Genomic DNA, 16,887 nt, shown 5'->3' on the forward strand with positions numbered 1-16,887 from the left:
GTGCTGTTGCAGCTGGCACGCCGGACGGCGGTGCTCGTCGCCAGCCTCGTGGTGGCGTCGATCGTCGTGTTCGCGTTCATGTCCGTGCTCCCGGGCGACCCCGCCCGGGTGGCGCTCGGCGTCAACGCCACCGAGGAGGCGGTCGCGGCCACCCGCGCGGCGTTCGGCACCGACCGGCCGCTCGTCGTGCAGTACCTGGATTGGGTGAGCGGGCTTCCGGTGGGCGACTTCGGGCGCTCCTACGTCACCGACGTCGACATCGGGCCGCAGATCGTCGACCGGCTGCTCGTCACGACGTGGCTCGTGCTCTCCGGGATGGCGGTCGCGCTGGTCGTGGCGCTGCCGCTCGGCGTGCTCGCCGCCGTGCACCACCGGCGGGCGAGCGGCACGGCGATCACGGCGTTCAGCCAGGTCGGGGTGGCGATCCCGAGCTTCATCGCCGGCATCCTCCTCGTCACGGTGTTCGCGGTACGGCTGGGATGGCTACCGTCCGGCGGGTGGACGCCACCCGCTGTAGCCCCGGTCGAGTTCCTGCGCCGCCTGGTGCTGCCGGCGCTCGCGCTCGGGCTCGTACAAGGGGCGGTGCTCACCCGGTACGTCCGGTCCGCCGTGCTCGACGTGCTGCGGGAGGACTACCTGCGCACCGCCCGGTCCAAGGGGCTCACCCCCGGCCGGGCGCTGGTGCGCCACGGGCTGCGCAACGCCGCGATCCCGGTGGTCACGGTGCTGGGCCTGCAGCTGGCGACGCTGCTGATCGGCGCGGTCGTCGTCGAGCGGGTGTTCGTGATCCCCGGGCTGGGCAGCCTGCTGCTCGACGGAGTCGCCAACCGTGACCTGCTGCTCGTCCAGGGGGTCGTCGTCGTGCTGGTACTGGCCGTGCTGGTGGTCAACTTCCTCGTCGACGTGGCCTACACCGTGCTCGACCCGCGGCTGAGGAGAGCGGCGTGACCGCCGCTGTGTCGAAACGTGGCACCCGACGGGTCTGGGGCCCGCCTGCGCTGGTCGTCGGCGGGGCGCTCGTCGCGCTCGTGGTGGCCGCGGCGCTCCTCTCGTTCGTCTGGACGCCCTACGACGCGGTGCAGGTCGACCCGGCTGCGCGGCTCGCGCCACCGGGCGCCGCGCACTGGCTGGGCACTGACACGTTCGGCCGGGACGTGGTGAGCCAGCTCTTGGTCGGGGCGCGCACGACGCTGTTCGTCGGGGTGGTCGCCGTCGGGCTCGCCGGGGTGGTCGGCACGCCGATCGGCATCCTGGCCGCGATGGGTCCGCGCTGGCTGGGCGAGCTCGTCATGCGGGCCAACGACATGGTGCTCGCGTTCCCCGCGCTGCTGCTCGCGATCATGTTCGGCGCGGTGTACGGGCCGAGCACGCTCACCGCGATGGTCGCGATCGGCATCGCGACCGTCCCGTCGTTCGCGCGGCTCGCCCGCGGCGGGGCGCTGCAGGTGCTCGCCACCGAGTACGTGCTCGCCGCCCGCGCGGCCGGGCGCCCGCGCACCGCGATCGCCGCGCGGCACGTGCTGCCCAACATCGCGGGGCTGCTGCTGGTGCAGTCGTCGGTGTCGTTCGCGATCGCGGTGCTCGCCGAGGCGGCGCTGTCGTTCCTCGGGTTCGGCACCCGCCCGCCGACACCGTCGTGGGGCCGAATGCTGCAGGAGGCACAGCAGCTGCTCTACCTGCGGCCGGAGCTGGCGCTGTGGCCGGGGCTGGCGATCGCGCTCGCCGTGCTCGGTTTCAACCTGCTCGGCGACGGGCTGCGCGACCGGTTCGACCCGAGGCTGCGCCGATGAACGTTCTCACTGTCGAAGGGCTCGACATCGGCACGGCCGACCTGCGGCTCGTCTCCGACGTCTCGTTCACGATCTCGGCGGGCGAGCGGGTCGGGCTGATCGGTGAGTCCGGATCCGGCAAGTCGCTCACCGCGCTGGCGATGATGGGTCTGCTGCCCGAGGGGGTGCACGCGCGCGGCTCGGTGCGGCTCGCGGGTGTGGACCACGACCTCGTCGGCGCCCCCGAGCCGCGCATGGCCGCCGTGCGCGGTGCCGCGATGACGATGGTGTTCCAGGAGCCGATGTCGGCGCTCAACCCGTCGATGCGGGTGGGCGATCAGGTCGCCGAGGTGATGCTGCTCCACGGCACCGAGCGGGATCGCCGCGGCGCACGGGCCGCCGCCGTGAAGCTCCTCGACAGCGTGCACCTCCCCGAGCCGGAGCGGCTCGCCCGCGCCTACCCGCACCAGCTCTCCGGCGGGCAGCGCCAGCGCGTGATGATCGCGATCGCGCTGGCCAACGGCCCGTCGGTGCTGCTCGCGGACGAGCCGACCACCGCGCTGGACGTCACCGTGCAGGCGCAGGTCCTCGACCTGATCCTGACGGGCGTCGCCGAGCGCGACGCGGCCCTGCTGTTCATCACGCACGACCTCGCCGTCGTCGCCACGGTGTGCGAGCGCGTGATGGTCATGTACGGCGGGCGGATCGTGGAGTCCGGCCCGGTGAAGGAGGTGTTCACGCAGCCGCGCCACCCCTACACGCGGGGCCTGCTCGCGGCGTCCGACGTCGCCGACCTCGACGGTGACCGGCGGCTGCGCACCATCCCCGGCTCGGTGCCTGCCGCCGGCCGGTTCCCCGACGGCTGTGTGTTCCGCACCCGCTGTCCGAACGCCGCAGCCGACTGCACGATCCTGCCTCCCTGGACGGAGCGCGACGGCGGCGGCTACGCCTGCCATCACCCGGTGAGCTCTCCGGAGGAGGTTCAGGAAAGCCACATTCAGGCCCTGCAAAGCCCTGAATGTGGCTTTCCTGAGCTCCCGGAGCCGGCTCGACCCTCGTCCCTGATCGAGGTACGCGGCCTGCACCGCACCTACCACCGCCCGCGCACCTCGTTGCGTCAGACCCCGCCGCCCGTGCACGCGCTGGACGGGGTGTCGTTCGACATCGCGGAGGGGCAGCGGTTCGGGCTGGTCGGCGAGTCGGGCTCGGGCAAGTCCACGCTGATCCGGCTGCTCGCCGGGCTCGACTCCCCCACCTCGGGCACGATCACCTTCGACGGCCGGGACGTCGGCGGGCAGCCGGAACGGCGGCTGGGGTTCCTGCGCGAGCAGCTGCAGGTGGTGTTCCAGGACCCGATGGGCTCCCTGGATCCCCGGATGCGGGTGCGTGACATCGTCGCCGAGCCGCTGGCCGGCCGACGCGAGCCGGACGTGCGCGGGCGGGTCGCCGAGCTGCTCGCCGCGGTCGGGCTGCCGCCGGACGCCGGGGACCGCTACCCGCACCAGTTCTCCGGCGGGCAGCGCCAGCGGATCTCGATCGCGCGGGCGCTCGCGCCGCGGCCGTCGGTCCTGGTGGCCGACGAGCCGGTGAGCGCGCTCGACGTGTCGGTGCGCGCGCAGATCCTGAACCTGCTCGCCGACCTCGTCGAGAGGTTCCGGCTCACGCTGGTGTTCGTCTCGCACGACCTCACCGTCGTGCGCCAGGTCTGCGACACGATCGCTGTGCTGCACCGCGGCGAGCTGGTCGAGCTCGGGCCGTCGGCACAGATCGCCGACGCACCCACGCATCCGTACACGCGGCGGCTGGTGGCCGCCGTCCCCACGATCCGCGGGGCACTCGCCGGTCGCACGACAGCCGACCTGCTTGCAGGGTCGGCCATCAATGCGGCCGACCTGCTTACCGGGTCGGCCGTCGATGCGGCCGACCTGGCCCGCGGGACACCCGAGGAGCTGCTGTGACATACCCCGTTGACGAGGAGGCCGTTGTCGCGCTGACCCGCGACCTGGTGCGACTGCGCACCGTGAACGAGGACGGCGCACGCGAGGCACCGGCCGCGGACCTCGTGGCCGCGACCATGCGCTCGTTCGGCTGGGAGCCGCGGATCACCGAGGTGGCCCCCGGCCGGCCGAACGTCGTGGCGGTGGTCGAGGGCGGCGGCGGGCCGGGGCGGACGCTCGCCTTCGAGGGGCACACCGACGTCGTCACCGAGGGCGACCCGGACCGATGGAGCGTCGACCCGTACGGCGGCGAGATCCGTGACGGCCGCCTCTACGGCCGTGGCTCGGCGGACATGAAGTCCGGGGTGGCGGCGATGCTGCACGGGGTGCGGGCGCTGCAGCTCGCGGGGCCGTTCCCCGGGCGGGTGCTCGTGTGCGCGCTCGTCGACGAGGAGGGGCTGATGCTGGGCGCCAAGCACTTCGCCGGCACCGACCTCGCCCGCTCCGTCGACGGGGCGATCATCTGCGAGCCCGAGGAGGGTGAGATCTGCACGTCGGCCAAGGGCGCGGTGCGGATCCGGGTGGACCTGCTCGGCGCGATGGCCCACGGCGCCATGCCCCAGCACGGGCGCAACCCGCTGCCCGCGGCCGGGCGGCTGCTCGTGGCGCTCGCCGACCTGCAGGACCGGCTGCAGAAGGCGCACCCCGCCCACGAGCACCTCGGCGAGGTGTACGTGACCCCGACGGTGAGCCGCGCGGGCTCGCTCGACCAGATCAACGTGATCCCGGCGCGGGCGACCGTTGCCGTCGACGTGCGCACGATCCCCGGCGTCGGCCACGCCGAGCTCGTCGCACGCGTGCGGGAGCTGGCCGCCGAGGCGGGCGCCCCGGATGGGGTGACGTCCGAGCTCACCGTCGTCGACGACCGCCCGTGCGTGGAGATCTCCGAGGACCATCCGCTGGTCACCGCGCTCGCCGCCGCCCACGAGGCGGTTCTCGGCGAGCCCGCCCGCTACGGCGGCGTGCCCGGCGCCACCGACGGCACGATCCTCACGCGCGACGCCGGGATCCCCACCGTCGTCTACGGCCCTGGCGGCAAGTGGATCGCCCACCAGGCCGACGAGTTCGTGGAGGTCGACGACATCGTGCGGTGCGCCTACGTCTACGCCGCGGCGGCGGACCGGTTCCTGCGATGACGCCCGCGCTCCCCTTCCCCGCAGGCCTGCCGATCGGCGACGGATGGGTGCCCGCGGCCACCGCGGACGTCCGGTTCCCCTACGACGGCTCGGTCGTCGCGCCCGGCCCGGTCGGCACGGTCGCCGACGCCTCCGCGGCGCTGGAGGCGGCACTCGCCGCCCGTGAGGCGGCCGCCGCGCTCCCGTCGCGGGTGCGCCGCGACGTCCTGCTGGCCACGCGCGACGCGCTCGCCGCCCGCCGCGAGGATCTGGAGCAGCTGCTCGTCCTGGAGACCGGCAAGCCGCTCGTCGACTGCCGGGTGGAGGTCGACCGCACCCTGGTGACCCTCGCGGCGGCCGCCGAGGAGGTCGCGCGGCTGCACGGCGAGACCGTGCCGCTTGACCTCCTGCCCTCCGGCGACGGCATGATCGGCTTCTGGACGCGGCGGCCGATCGGCGTGGTCGTCGGGATCACCGGCTTCAACTACCCGCTGTTGCTCGCCGCCCACAAGTTCGCGCCCGCGATCGCCGCCGGGTGCCCGGTGATCGGCAAGCCCGCCCCGCAGACGCCGCTCGCGACACTGTGGCTGGTCCACGCGCTCCGGGAGGCCGGCGCTCCGCCGGCGATGGTGCAGCTCGTCACCGGCGACGCCGAGGTCGGCGCCCGCCTGGTGACCGATCCGCGGATCGGGGCCGTCTCGTTCACCGGCTCGGCCGAGGTGGGGCACCGGATCGCCCGCTCGGCGGCGCCGCGGAAGGTGCTGCTGGAGCTGGGCTCGAACGCCGCGCTGGTCGTCGCCGCCGACGCCGACCTCGACGCCGCCGCGTCCGCGATCCTGCGCGGCGGGTTCTACGCGTCCGGACAGGCGTGCATCTCGGTGCAGCGGGTCCTGGTCGAAGCGCCGGTGGCGGACGCGCTGCTCGACCGGCTCGAAGCGGGTCTCGCGGACGTCCGGGTCGGGGACCCGCGGGACCCGCAGATCCGGGTCTCCGCGCTGATCGACTCCGGCGCCCAGAAGCGGGTGGACGAATGGGTCGACGAGGCGGTCGCCGCGGGCGCGCGCAGGCTCCGGGAGGGCGTGCCGACCGTGCTGGCCGGCGTCCCGAACGGCGTGCGGGCATGGGACGAGGAGGTGTTCGGCCCGGTCGTGTGCGTGCGTACCGTGCCCGACCTCGAGTCCGCGTTCGACGCGGTCAACGCCTCCCGGTACGGCCTGCACGCGAGCGTGTTCACCCGCTCCCTGGCCTCGGCCTTCCGGGCGATCGACCGCCTCGAGGTGGGCGGCGTCGTCGTCAACGAGGTGCCCGGCTTCCGCTCGGACACCATGCCCTACGGCGGCGTGAAGGACTCGGGCATCGGCCGGGAGGGCCCGCGGTTCGCGGTGGAGGAGCTGACGGTCACGCGGATGGCCGTGATTCGGCCCGGTTAGCGACGCCGCCTCTGGGCATGATCATCGCCCCGGTGCACGGACGGCCGCATCCGGCCGTCGATGCACCGAATCGGCGATCACACCGATCGAGGAGGACCTGTGGACTATGCGCGGCTGTTCCGGCTGGACGGCCGGCGGGCCGTTGTCGTCGGCGCGGGGAGCGGGATCGGGCGCGAGGCCGCCCGGGCGTTGGAGGCGCAGGGCGCGGAGGTCGTGTGTGCCGACCGCGACGTCGACGCGGCCGCCGCGACGGACGCCGGCACGCCGTACGCGCTCGACATCCTCGACCGCGACGCCGTCCGTCGGGCCGGCACGGAACTCGACGCGGTCGACGTGCTGGTCTTCACCGCGGCCACCAACGTCCGCAAGCGGCTGCTGGACTACGCCGACGCCGAGTTCGACCGCGTGGTGGATCTCAACCTGCGGGCTTCGTTCGACCTGGTGCGAGCGTTCGGCGGGGGGATGGCTTCGCGAGGCCGCGGCTCCATCATCGGGTTCACCTCGATCCGCGCCGTCACGGTCGAGCCGGGCCAGGGCGTCTACGCGGCGACCAAGGCCGGTCTCGTCCAGCTGCTGCGCACGGCCGCCGCGGAGCTGGGGCCGCACGGGGTGCGGGTGAACGCGATCGCACCCGGCGTCGTCGAGACGCCCCTGACCGCACAGATCCGCGCCGACCCGACGTGGGAGGCCGCCTACGCGTCGAAGAGCGCCCTCGGGCGTTGGGCACAGCCCGCCGAGCTGGCCGGGGCCGTGGTGTACCTGGCCTCGGACGCGGCGAGCTTCGTGACCGGCAGCGTGCTCACCGTCGACGGCGGCTGGACGGCCGTCGACGGCCGCTACGACCCGCCGGGGCTGTGAGTGTCGGTTGCCCATCGCGACAGCCATGGGCAACCGACACTCGATCTGCGGTCAGGCCAGGATCTCGGTGACGGTGCCGCCGGCCACGGTGTGGCCGCCCTCGCGGACCGCGAAGCCGAGCCCGACCTCCATGGCGACCGGCTTGCCGAGCACCACCGTCAGGTCGGCGGTGTCACCGGGCGCCACCATCGTCAACGGCCCGAGGTCGACCGACCCCGGAACGTCCGTGGTCCGGAAGTAGAACTGCGGCCGGTAGTTGCCGAAGAACGGCGTGTGCCGGCCACCTTCCACCGGGGTGAGCGCGTACACCCGCGCCCGGAACCGGGTGTGCGGCGTCACCGTGCCCGGCACCGCCACCACCTGACCCCGCTGCACCTGATCGCGCTTGACCCCACGCAGCAGGATCGCCGCGTTGTCGCCCGCCTCGGCCCGGTCCAGCGACTTGCCGAACGTCTCCAGTCCGGTGGCCACAGTGGACAGCGTCGGGCCGATCCCGACCACCTCCACCGGCTCGCCGACCCGCAGCGTGCCGCGCTCGATCGCACCGGTCACCACGGTGCCCCGGCCGGAGATGGTGAGCACGTTCTCGATCGGCATCAGGAACGGCTCGTCCAGCACCCGCGGTGGCACCGGGATGTACCGGTCGACCGCATCCAGGAGGTCCACGATGGACCGCGTCCACCGCGGGTCGCCTTCGAGGGCCCGCAGCGCCGAGACGCGTACCACCGGCACCTCGTCGCCGGGGAAGCCGTAATCGGACAGCATCTCGCGAACTTCGAGCTCGACCAGGTCGAGCAGCTCCTCGTCGGCGACCGCGTCGGCCTTGTTCATCGCGACCACCAGGTACGGGACGCCGACCCGGTGGGCCAGCAGCACGTGCTCGCGGGTCTGCGGCATCGCGCCGTCCTGCGCCGAGACGACCAGGATCGCCCCGTCGACCTGGGCCGCCCCCGTGATCATGTTCTTCACGTAGTCGGCGTGCCCTGGCATGTCCACGTGGGCGTAGTGCCGGGTCGCGGTCTCGTACTCGACGTGCGAGATGTTGATGGTGATGCCGCGCGCGAGCTCCTCCGGCGCCCGGTCGATGCCGTCGAACGACACGTACCGGTTGACGGACGGGTCCTGCGCGGTGAGCACCTTCGTGATGGCGGCCGTCAGCGTGGTCTTGCCGTGGTCGACGTGCCCCATCGTGCCGATGTTCAGGTGCGGCTTGGTCCGCACGAACTGGCTCTTGGCCATCGTGGTCTCCGTGCTCATGAAAGGGGCTCAAGGCGTGCGCGGGCGGGGCGCCACTCCCGCTCAGAGGGGACCGCGCCAGAACGGAAAATCAGACACCCTCCTCCACCTGTCCTGCTGCGGACGGGAGAAGGGTCAGCTATCCAGCCGGGCCTGCGTCGCGCGCGCCGCGGCGGCGCCGGGCAGGCAGGTGCCTGCGGGCGCGAAGCCGACCGGGGCGAACATGGCGATCACGGTATGGCCCAACCACCGGATGACCAACGGAATTCCCCGGCGCCCCGAAGATCAGCCGCGCAGCCGGGACATGTCCGGGTTGAACAGCGGTTCCTGCGTCACCTCGGCCGGGGTACGGCGGTCGAACCAGCCGATCTCGAGCTGCTGCCCCGGGGTGGCGAGCTCGGCGGGCAGCCAGGCGTACGCGATGCCGCGGCCGACGGTGTAGCCGTAAGCGGCGCTCGTGACGTAACCGACCGGGCGGCCGTCGGCGAAGACCGGCTCCTTGCCCAGCACCGTCTCGTCGAGGGTGAGGCAGACCAGCCGGCGGCGGACGTCGTCGCGGCGGCGCAGCACGGCGTCGCGGCCGGTGAACTCGCCCTTGTCCGGCTTCACCGCGAAGCCGAGGCCGGCCTCCCACGGATCGTGCTCGAACGTCATGTCCGTGCCGAACGAGCGGTAGCCCTTCTCCAGCCGCAAGGAGTTGAAGGCGCCGCGGCCTGCGGCGATGATCCCGTGCTCGCGCCCGGCGTCCCAGAGGAGGTCCCACAATGTGCGGCCCATGTCGGCGGTCGTGTAGAGCTCCCAGCCCAGCTCCCCGACGTACGACAGCCGCAGCGCGGTGACGGGCACGGTGCCGACGTGCACCCGACTGCCCCGGAAGTACCGGACGTCGGTGAGGTCGGGGGCCAGCGGCAGCACCACCTCGCGGGCGAGCGGTCCCCAGACGCCGATGCAGCAGGTCCCGGCGGTGACGTCGCGGACCGCGACGCCCTCGGGCGCATCCCGCAGCAAGAGATCCAGATCCAGGGGGCCGTTGGCGCCGATCTGGAACTCCTCGGGCCCGAGCCGAGCGACGGTGACGTCGCTGCGGATGCCACCGGCGTCGTCGAGCAGGAGGCAGTAGGTCACCGTGCCGACCGACCGGTCCACGTTGCCGGTGGTGACCCGCTGCAGGAACGCCGCCGCACCCCGGCCGCTGACCTCGATCCGCGTCAGGGAGGTCATGTCGTAGAGCGCCACGCGCTCCCGGGTGATCTGGGCCTCCGCGCCGACGATCGGGGACCACCAGCGGGCGGCCCAGTCGTCAGGCGTGGGGATGTCGCGCCCGGCGACGAGCGCGGTGTTGGCCTCGTACCAGTGCGGGCGCTCCCAGCCCGCCGCCTCGAGGAAGACGGCGCCGAGCGCGCGCTGCCGCTCGTAGAACGGCGAGGTGCGCAGCGGGCGGGGCTCGAGCATCGGTTCGAGCGGGTGCAGCGCGTCGTAGACCTCGACGTAGTTCTGCTTGTTCTTGGCGAGCACGAAGTCGGGGGCGAGCTGGTGTGGCCAGAACCGGTTGACGTCGCACTCGTGCAGGTCGAAGCTCGCCGACCGGCCGTCGACCAGCCACTCCGCCATGGCCTTCGCGACGCCGCAGGAGTGCGTGACCCATACGGCCTCGGCCAGCCAGAAGCCGCGCACGTCGCGGACCTCGCCCAAGAGCGGCATGCCGTCGATCGTGAACGAGAAGAGGCCGTTCATCGCCTCCTCGATCTTGGCGTCGCGCAGCGCCGGCACGAGCGCCTGCGCGTCGGCCCAGCCGGGGGCGAAGTCGTGCTCGGTGAACGGCAGCACCGAGGGCATCACCTCGGCCTCGTCGACGCCGACGATGTCGCGGGCGTCGACGGGCAGCGGGTCGTGGCCGTAGTAGCCGACGGCGAGCGCCTCGCCGCGTTCGCGCAGGTAGAGGTCGGCCCCCTGGTGGCGGAGGATCGGCCGGGTGATCTCCCGGTCGTGCCCGGCGAGCGCCGGGAGCGGGCCGGAGTACGCGAGCTGGTGTGCGAGCGGGGTGAGCGGCAGCGGCACCCCCACCATCGCCGCGACCTTCGGGCCCCAGATCCCCGCGCAGCAGACGACGACGTCGGCCGGTAGCTCGCCCTGGTCGGTGACGACGCCCGTGACCCGCCCGTCCTGCGTGTTGATCCCGGTGACCTCGTGCCGCTCCAGCACCCGCACCCCGCGCGCCGCGGCCGCCCGCAGCTGCGCGTCGACGGCTCGGACGGACTTCGCGACGCCATCGGTCGGGGTGTGCAGCCCGCCGAGCACGACGTCGCGGTCGAGCAACGGGTGCAGGGCCACGCACTCGTCCGGCCCGACCACCCGGGCCTCGACGCCCCACGACGTGAGCCAACCGCGGCGGCGGTGCAGCTCGGCGAGCCGCTCGGGCGTGGTGGCGACCTCCAGCCCGCCGACCTGCAGGTAGCAGGGCTCCCCGTCCAGCTCCAGCGCGCCGAGCTTCTCGACGGTGTAGCGGGCCATCTCGGTCATGGTCTTGGACGGGTTGGCCTGGAAGACGAGCCCCGGCGCGTGCGAGGAGGACCCGCCCGGCGTGGGCAGCGGCCCCTGGTCGACGAGGGTGACGTCGGTCCAGCCCCGCACGGAGAGCTCATCGGCGAGGGCGGCCCCGACCACCCCGGCCCCGATGATCACAACGCGCGCTCCGCTCATGCCACTCCTCCCCGCTCCACCTCGTTCCGACGAGCGGCGCGTCCGTCGGAATGGGTATCCCTCAGTCGCCGAGCTCGCGCCTCCGGCGTGTCACGTACGCCTCCAGCTCCTCGCGGATCGCCTCGTCGAGGGGCGGGGGCTCGTACTCCGCCAGCCGCTTCTGCGCGACGTCTGCGGCGCGGGCTGCCGCATCCTTCCCGCCGCCCCGCATCCACCGGTCGTAGTTGTCGGAGCTGTTCACGAACGGGCGGTAGAAGCAGGTGCGGAAGCGCTCCATGGTGTGGGCGGCGCCGAGGAAGTGGCCGCCGTGGCGCACCTCGTCGTGGGCGCCGAACGCGAGCGACGCCTCGTCGATCTCCAGGGGGGTGAACTCCTGCTGCAGCATCTCCAGCACCTGGACGTCGAGCACATACTTCTCGTACGACGCCACGAGCCCGCCCTCCAGCCAGCCCGCGGAGTGCATGACCCAGTTGATGCCCGCGAGGAACGTCGGGAGCATGGTCATCAGGCTCTCGTAGCCGGCCTGCGCGTCGGGGGTCTGGCTGGAGGTCAGGCCGCCGCCGGAACGCACCGGTAGGCCGAACCGCCGGGCGATCTGGCCCGTGCAGAGTAACCCGATCGCCGATTCGGGTGTCCCGAAACAGGGTGAACCGGACTGCATGTCGATGTTCGACAGGAACGACCCGAAGATCACGGGTGCACCGGGCCTGATCAATTGTGACAACGCGATGCCGGTAAGCGCCTCAGCCATCTGTTGCGCAAGCGTTGCCGGAATGGAAACAGGTGACATCGCACCCATCAGGAGGAACGGGGTGAGCACGACCGGCTGGTTTGCCGCGGAGTAGGCGAACTGCGCCTCCAGCATGCGGTCGTCCCAGCGCAGCGGGGAGTTGCAGTTGATCAGGGAGATGGTGGCGGGCGTGGCCTCGATGGACTCGCGGCCGCCGAAGAGGATCTCGGTCATGGCCAGGGTGTCGCGGGCGTTCTCCCCCGAGACGACGTTGCCCATGTAGATCTTGTCGGTCAGCGTCTGCAGGGCATAGGTCATGTCGAGGTGGCGGGAGTCCAGCGGCGTGTCCTCCGGCTCGCACACCACCCCACCTGCGGAGTCGATGGCGTCGAAGCTCTGTGCGAGCTTCGCGAAGGAGTGGAAGTCGGCGAGCTTCGCGTCGCGGCGGACGTCGCCCTCGCGCACGAACGGCGGCCCGTAGACACTGCCGAAGACCATCGCGTCGTCACCGATGTGCACGGTGTGCGCCGGGTTGCGGGCCTGCACGTCGAACGACCGCGGAGCCTTGGCGACCTGCTCGAGGACGAAGTCCGGATCGAAGATCACGCACTGGTCCTCGACCTTCTGCCCGGCCTGGCGGAACAGCTCCAGGGCCCGCTCGGAAACGAACTCCACCCCGATCTCACTCACGATCCGCCGCCACCCGCCCTCGAGGGTGGCCATCGCATCCTCGGAAAGGATCTCGTAGCGCGGCATGGCGTTGCGGAACATGCAGACCCCCTGCGGATCTCCCCAAAACCGGACCTTGACGAGGGCCGGTGCCGGCAGGATCCTAACGGCATTCCTCGGAACACTGGTTCCATAACATGGAACTCTTTTGGGAACGGATCCCGCGATGCCGACTCAACAACTGGGCAGTCAGGCCGTCGACCGCGCGAGCGCGCTGCTCGCGCTCGTGGTCGAGTCGGGCGCGCCGCGGACGTTCACCTCGCTCGTGGCGGAGCTGGGACTCGCGAAGTCCACCACCTCCCGGCTGCTGCAGGCCCTCGAGCGCAGCAGGCTCGTGCAGCGCGACCAGAGCGGCGCCTTCCGGCCCGGCGCACTGTTCTCGATCTACGCCGCTCGGCCGAGCGCGCTGCACGACCTCGTCGAGCTCGCGCGGCCCACCCTCGATCGCATCAGCGAGATCACCGAGGAGACGGTGAACCTGAGCGTGCCGCGCGGGCGCGAGGTCGTGCAGATCGCGCAGATCGACAGCCGGTACCTGCTCGGTTCCACCAACTGGGTCGGCGTCGACGTCCCGGCTCACTGCACCGCGCTGGGCAAGGTGCTCTACGCCTTCGGCTCATTGGCGCTGCCGCCCGGCACGCTGGAGCGACGCACACCGCACTCCCCCGTCGACCGCGCGACGCTCGAGCACATGCTCGTCGAGGTGCGCAGGCGCGGCTGGGCCGTCTCGCTCGACGAGCTGGAGGTGGGGCTCGGCGCGGTGGCCGCACCGGTCCGGGGCGTCGACGGAGCCGTGCTCGCCGCCGTCTCGGTGTCCGGCCCCACCACCCGCATCAACGACCACGGCATCACCCGGCTCGGGGATGTCCTGGTCAATGAGCTGCGCGGACTGTCCGCCCAGCTCGGTCACCAGGGAAGGGAAGCGATATGACCGACGAGGAGATTCTCCGGGCGCTCTACGACGAGACCCTCGTCGGCAACGGACCACGCGTCCTCGAGCTGACCGAGCAGGGCCTCGACTCCGGCATGGCCCCGGAGACGATGCTGTTCGAGGCGCTCATACCGTCGCTGGAGGAGGTCGGCGCCCGCTTCGAGCGCGGCGACTTCTTCGTACCCGAGATGCTCATCGCGGGCCGCGCGATGGCGGGGGCGCTCGACCGGCTGCGCCCGCTCCTCGCCGAGACCGGCGCCCAGACCGTCGGCACGTTCCTGATGAGCACGGTGAAGGGCGACGTGCACGACATCGGCAAGAACCTGGTCAACATCATGCTGGAGGGCGCGGGCTTCCACGTGATCGACCTGGGCGTGCAGGTCTCGCCCGAGAAGGTGGTGGCGGGCGTGCTGGAGCACAAGCCCGACATCGTCGGGTTCTCGGCGTTCCTCACCACGACCATGCCGATGTTCAAGGCCAACATCAACGCATTGCAGAAGGCGGGCCTGCGCGACCAGGTGATCGTGATGGTCGGCGGGGCGCCGGTCACCCAGGAGTACGCCGACGCCGTCGGTGCCGACGGGTACGCCGCCGACGCGTCCACCGCCGTGCGTCTCGCCAAGCAGCTGATCGCCACCAAGCGCGCTTCCCGCGACGCGACAGTGGCGGTGTAGCCGTGCACACCACCGTCAGCTCCGCCACGCGCGAGGTCGTCATCGGCCCCGACCAGCCGTTCTGCCTGATCGGCGAGCGGATCAACCCGACCGGCCGCAAGGTTTTCGCCGAAGCGCTTCGCGCGGGTGACCTCTCCCGGATCGCTGTGGACGTGGAGCAGCAGGTCGCGGGCGGCGCCACCATGCTCGACGTCAACATGGGCGTGCCGCTCGCCGACGAGGCCGAGCTGCTGGCCAAGGCCGTCACCATGATCCAGGACCTCACCGATCTCCCGCTGTGCATCGACTCCTCGGTGGTGGAGGCACTCGAAGCTGGCCTGTCCGCCTACCGCGGGAAGGCGCTCGTCAACTCCGTCACCGGGGAGCGCGAGCGGCTCGACGCGATCCTGCCGCTGGTCAAGGAGCACGGGGCGGCGGTGATCGCGCTTCCCAACGAGGAGGACGAGATCCCCGACGACCCGCGCAAGCGACTGGAGATCACCCGCAAGATCGTCGACGTCGCGGTCGGCGAATACGGGATCCCCCTGGAAGACATCGTGATCGACCCACTTGCGATGCCGATCGGCGCCGACTCCACGCTCGTCCGCAAGACCCTCGACACGATCGAGCTGATCCGCGACGAGTTCGGCCTGAACATGACGCTCGGAGCGTCCAACGTCTCGTTCGGGATGCCGGATCGGCACGCGCTGGGCTCGGCGTTCCTGCCGATGGCCATGACCTGCGGGCTCACCAGCGCCGTGATGGACGTGCGCACGCCGCAGATCGTCGAGGCAGTGAAGGCCGCCGACCTGCTGCTCGGCAACGACGAGTGGGGTGCGGCCTGGATCGCCGCGCACCGGGCGAAGAAGCAACCGGCGTGAGCACCGACCGGGTCCGGATCTCCTACGAGGTCGAGGGCGCGCAGGACCGCGAGGTGCGGGTACCGGCCGGCGTCACCCTGTTCGACGCCGCGAGCTGGAACGGCATCGCGATCGACTCCACCTGCGGCGGGCACGGCACCTGCCGCAAGTGCAAGGTGCGGGTCACCGACGGCGATGTTCCGGTCTCCCGGCTCGACCCGCGCGCCTTCGACGCCGACGAGCTTCGCGCGGGCTGGCGGCTCGCCTGCCGCGCGCCCGCCAGCGGCGACGTCCGCGTCACGGTGCCGCCGCTCGTCACGCGCCCGAAGGCGGCCACGGTAGGCGTCGGGCGGCAGGTGATCCTGCGACCCGCGGTGCAGAAGCGGTACGTCGAGCTGCAAGAACCGACCCTCGCCGACCAGCGCACCGACCTCGAGCGGCTGCTCGGCGCCCTCGACGACCTGGAGCCCACCGTCGACCTGCACGCGCTGCGCGCACTCCCCCGCGCCCTGCGCGCGGCGGACTTCCGCGTGACGGCCGTGCTGGTCGACGACGTGCTCATCGACGTCGAGCCCGGCGACACCACCGGGCGGATGTTCGGCATCGCGTTCGACCTCGGCACCACCACCGTCGTCGCCACGCTGCTGGACCTCACCACCGGCACGCCCGCGGGCGTCGCGTCGCTGCTCAACCCTCAGCAGCCGCTCGGTGGCGACGTGATCACCCGGATCAGCGCGACGATGCTCGACCCGGAGGCGCTCGGCCGGCTCACCGGGCACGCCCGCGACGCCCTGAACCAGCTCGCGCACGAGGTGTGCGCGGGTGTGGGTGCCGACCCGCGCGAGGTCTACGAGGTGGCCGTCGCCGGCAACGCGACGATGACCGCGCTCGCGCTGGGCATCGACCCCGAGCCGCTCGGGGTGGCGCCGTTCGTGATGTCCACGCGCTCGTTCCCCGGCCTGCGCGCGGACGACCTCGGGCTCACGCTGCACCCGGCCGCGCGGGCGTACGTGTTCCCTGCGCTGGGCGCGTACGTCGGCGGCGACATCGTGGCCGGCGCGCTCGCGTCCGGCATGGACCGCGACAAGCGCGTGCGCCTGTTCGTCGACGTGGGCACGAACTGCGAGATCGTGCTGTCCGACGGCGAGCGGGTGTTCGCGACCGCGGCCCCGGCCGGCCCGGCGTTCGAGGGCGCGCAGATCCGCTGCGGGATGCGTGCGGCGCCGGGGGCGATCGAGGGCGTCAAGATCTCCGACGAGGACGTGGCGCTGCAGGTGATCGGCGACGTCGAGCCGGTCGGCCTGTGCGGGTCCGGCCTGGTCGACGCCGTGGCCGCGCTGCTGAACGTCGGGCTGCTCGACGGGTCCGGCCGGCTGCTCGGCCGGGAAGCGGCGGAGGCACTGCGGCCGGGGCTCGCCGACCGGCTGCAGACCGTCGGCGAGGAGCGGGTGTTCGTGTTGGCCGACGGCGTGTACCTGTCCCAGCGCGATGTGCGCGAGCTGCAGTTCGCCAAGGCCGCGATCGCCACCGGCTGGCGGCTCCTCGCCGCTGAGCTGGGCCTCGACCCGGCCGACGTGCAGCAGGTGCTGCTCGCCGGCTCGTTCGGCAGCTACCTCTCCCCCGCCGCGGCCGTCCGGATCGGGCTCGTTCCGGGCATCCCAGTGGTGCGGATCGTCAGCGCCGGCAACGTCGCGGGCGAGGGCGCGAAGATGGCCCTGCTCTCGGTACGGGAGCGCGCCGCGGCCGAGGCTCTGCTGGAGGAGGTGCGCTACGTCGAGCTCTCTGACCGCCCGGACTTCAACGACCGGTTCATCGACCAGCTGGCCTTCCCGGCCTGAGGTTCAGGAACGCCACGTTCCTGAACCTCCCGGGGTCGCCG

The 16,887-nt window shown here is 72.4% G+C and carries 13 protein-coding genes; 10 read left to right on the forward strand and 3 right to left on the reverse strand.

Annotation, left to right across the window (positions count from 1 at the left end; all coding sequences use genetic code 11):
* The first annotated feature begins 3 nt into the window (after nt 1-3).
* The 6 genes from K1T35_RS26895 (at nt 4) to K1T35_RS26920 (ending at nt 7,169) form a co-directional block, all read left to right on the forward strand.
* Nucleotides 4-948, forward strand: coding sequence for an ABC transporter permease (locus tag K1T35_RS26895; protein WP_370645521.1), 945 nt, complete (start codon nt 4-6; stop codon nt 946-948).
* The gene (locus tag K1T35_RS26900; protein ID WP_255620768.1) at nt 945-1,790 is read left to right on the forward strand and encodes an ABC transporter permease; all 846 of its coding nucleotides are present in this window, start codon (nt 945-947) and stop codon (nt 1,788-1,790) included. Before K1T35_RS26895 ends, K1T35_RS26900 begins: the two co-directional genes overlap by 4 nt.
* Nucleotides 1,787-3,727, forward strand: coding sequence for an ABC transporter ATP-binding protein (locus K1T35_RS26905; protein WP_220254608.1), 1,941 nt, complete (start codon nt 1,787-1,789; stop codon nt 3,725-3,727). The genes K1T35_RS26900 and K1T35_RS26905 overlap by 4 nt, the downstream gene beginning before the upstream one ends.
* Nucleotides 3,724-4,902: a M20 family metallopeptidase gene (locus K1T35_RS26910; protein ID WP_220254609.1), complete on the forward strand. Its 1,179-nt coding sequence runs from the start codon at nt 3,724-3,726 to the stop codon at nt 4,900-4,902. Before K1T35_RS26905 ends, K1T35_RS26910 begins: the two co-directional genes overlap by 4 nt.
* Entirely contained in the window at nt 4,899-6,311 is a 1,413-nt protein-coding gene (locus K1T35_RS26915; RefSeq protein WP_220254610.1) for an aldehyde dehydrogenase family protein, read from the forward strand. Before K1T35_RS26910 ends, K1T35_RS26915 begins: the two co-directional genes overlap by 4 nt.
* Nucleotides 6,312-6,410: 99 nt before the next feature.
* Nucleotides 6,411-7,169, forward strand: a complete 759-nt coding sequence (locus K1T35_RS26920; RefSeq protein WP_220254611.1) for an SDR family NAD(P)-dependent oxidoreductase — start codon at nt 6,411-6,413, stop codon at nt 7,167-7,169.
* 51 nt (nt 7,170-7,220) lie between these two features.
* Here the strand turns inward: K1T35_RS26920 and tuf are convergent, their stop codons facing one another.
* The 3 genes from tuf to K1T35_RS26935 all read right to left on the reverse strand — a co-directional run bounded on the left by tuf (nt 7,221) and on the right by K1T35_RS26935 (nt 12,606).
* Nucleotides 7,221-8,408, reverse strand: a complete 1,188-nt coding sequence (gene tuf / locus K1T35_RS26925) for an elongation factor Tu (RefSeq protein ID WP_220262880.1) — start codon at nt 8,406-8,408, stop codon at nt 7,221-7,223.
* 282 nt (nt 8,409-8,690) lie between these two features.
* A complete protein-coding gene (locus tag K1T35_RS26930; RefSeq protein WP_220254612.1) occupies nt 8,691-11,105 on the reverse strand; it encodes an FAD-dependent oxidoreductase in 2,415 nt (804 codons plus the stop codon).
* Nucleotides 11,106-11,166: 61 nt separating this feature from the next.
* Nucleotides 11,167-12,606, reverse strand: coding sequence for a trimethylamine methyltransferase family protein (locus K1T35_RS26935; RefSeq protein WP_220254613.1), 1,440 nt, complete (start codon nt 12,604-12,606; stop codon nt 11,167-11,169).
* A gap of 124 nt (nt 12,607-12,730) precedes the next feature.
* Here K1T35_RS26935 and K1T35_RS26940 point away from each other — a divergent pair, with 124 nt between their 5' ends.
* The 4 genes from K1T35_RS26940 to K1T35_RS26955 are packed head-to-tail and all read left to right on the forward strand — an operon-like array spanning nt 12,731 to nt 16,846.
* A complete protein-coding gene (locus tag K1T35_RS26940; protein ID WP_220254614.1) occupies nt 12,731-13,495 on the forward strand; it encodes an IclR family transcriptional regulator in 765 nt (254 codons plus the stop codon).
* Nucleotides 13,492-14,169, forward strand: coding sequence for a B12-binding domain-containing protein (locus K1T35_RS26945; protein WP_220254615.1), 678 nt, complete (start codon nt 13,492-13,494; stop codon nt 14,167-14,169). The genes K1T35_RS26940 and K1T35_RS26945 overlap by 4 nt, the downstream gene beginning before the upstream one ends.
* Before the next feature lie 2 nt (nt 14,170-14,171).
* Nucleotides 14,172-15,029, forward strand: coding sequence for a dihydropteroate synthase (locus K1T35_RS26950; protein WP_220254616.1), 858 nt, complete (start codon nt 14,172-14,174; stop codon nt 15,027-15,029).
* Complete coding sequence (locus tag K1T35_RS26955) at nt 15,026-16,846, forward strand: ASKHA domain-containing protein (RefSeq protein WP_220254617.1); 1,821 nt, start codon at nt 15,026-15,028, stop codon at nt 16,844-16,846. Before K1T35_RS26950 ends, K1T35_RS26955 begins: the two co-directional genes overlap by 4 nt.
* Nucleotides 16,847-16,887 lie beyond the last annotated feature (41 nt).

Origin of the sequence: Pseudonocardia sp. DSM 110487, assembly GCF_019468565.1 — a bacterium.
In the GTDB taxonomy this organism is placed as follows: domain Bacteria; phylum Actinomycetota; class Actinomycetes; order Mycobacteriales; family Pseudonocardiaceae; genus Pseudonocardia.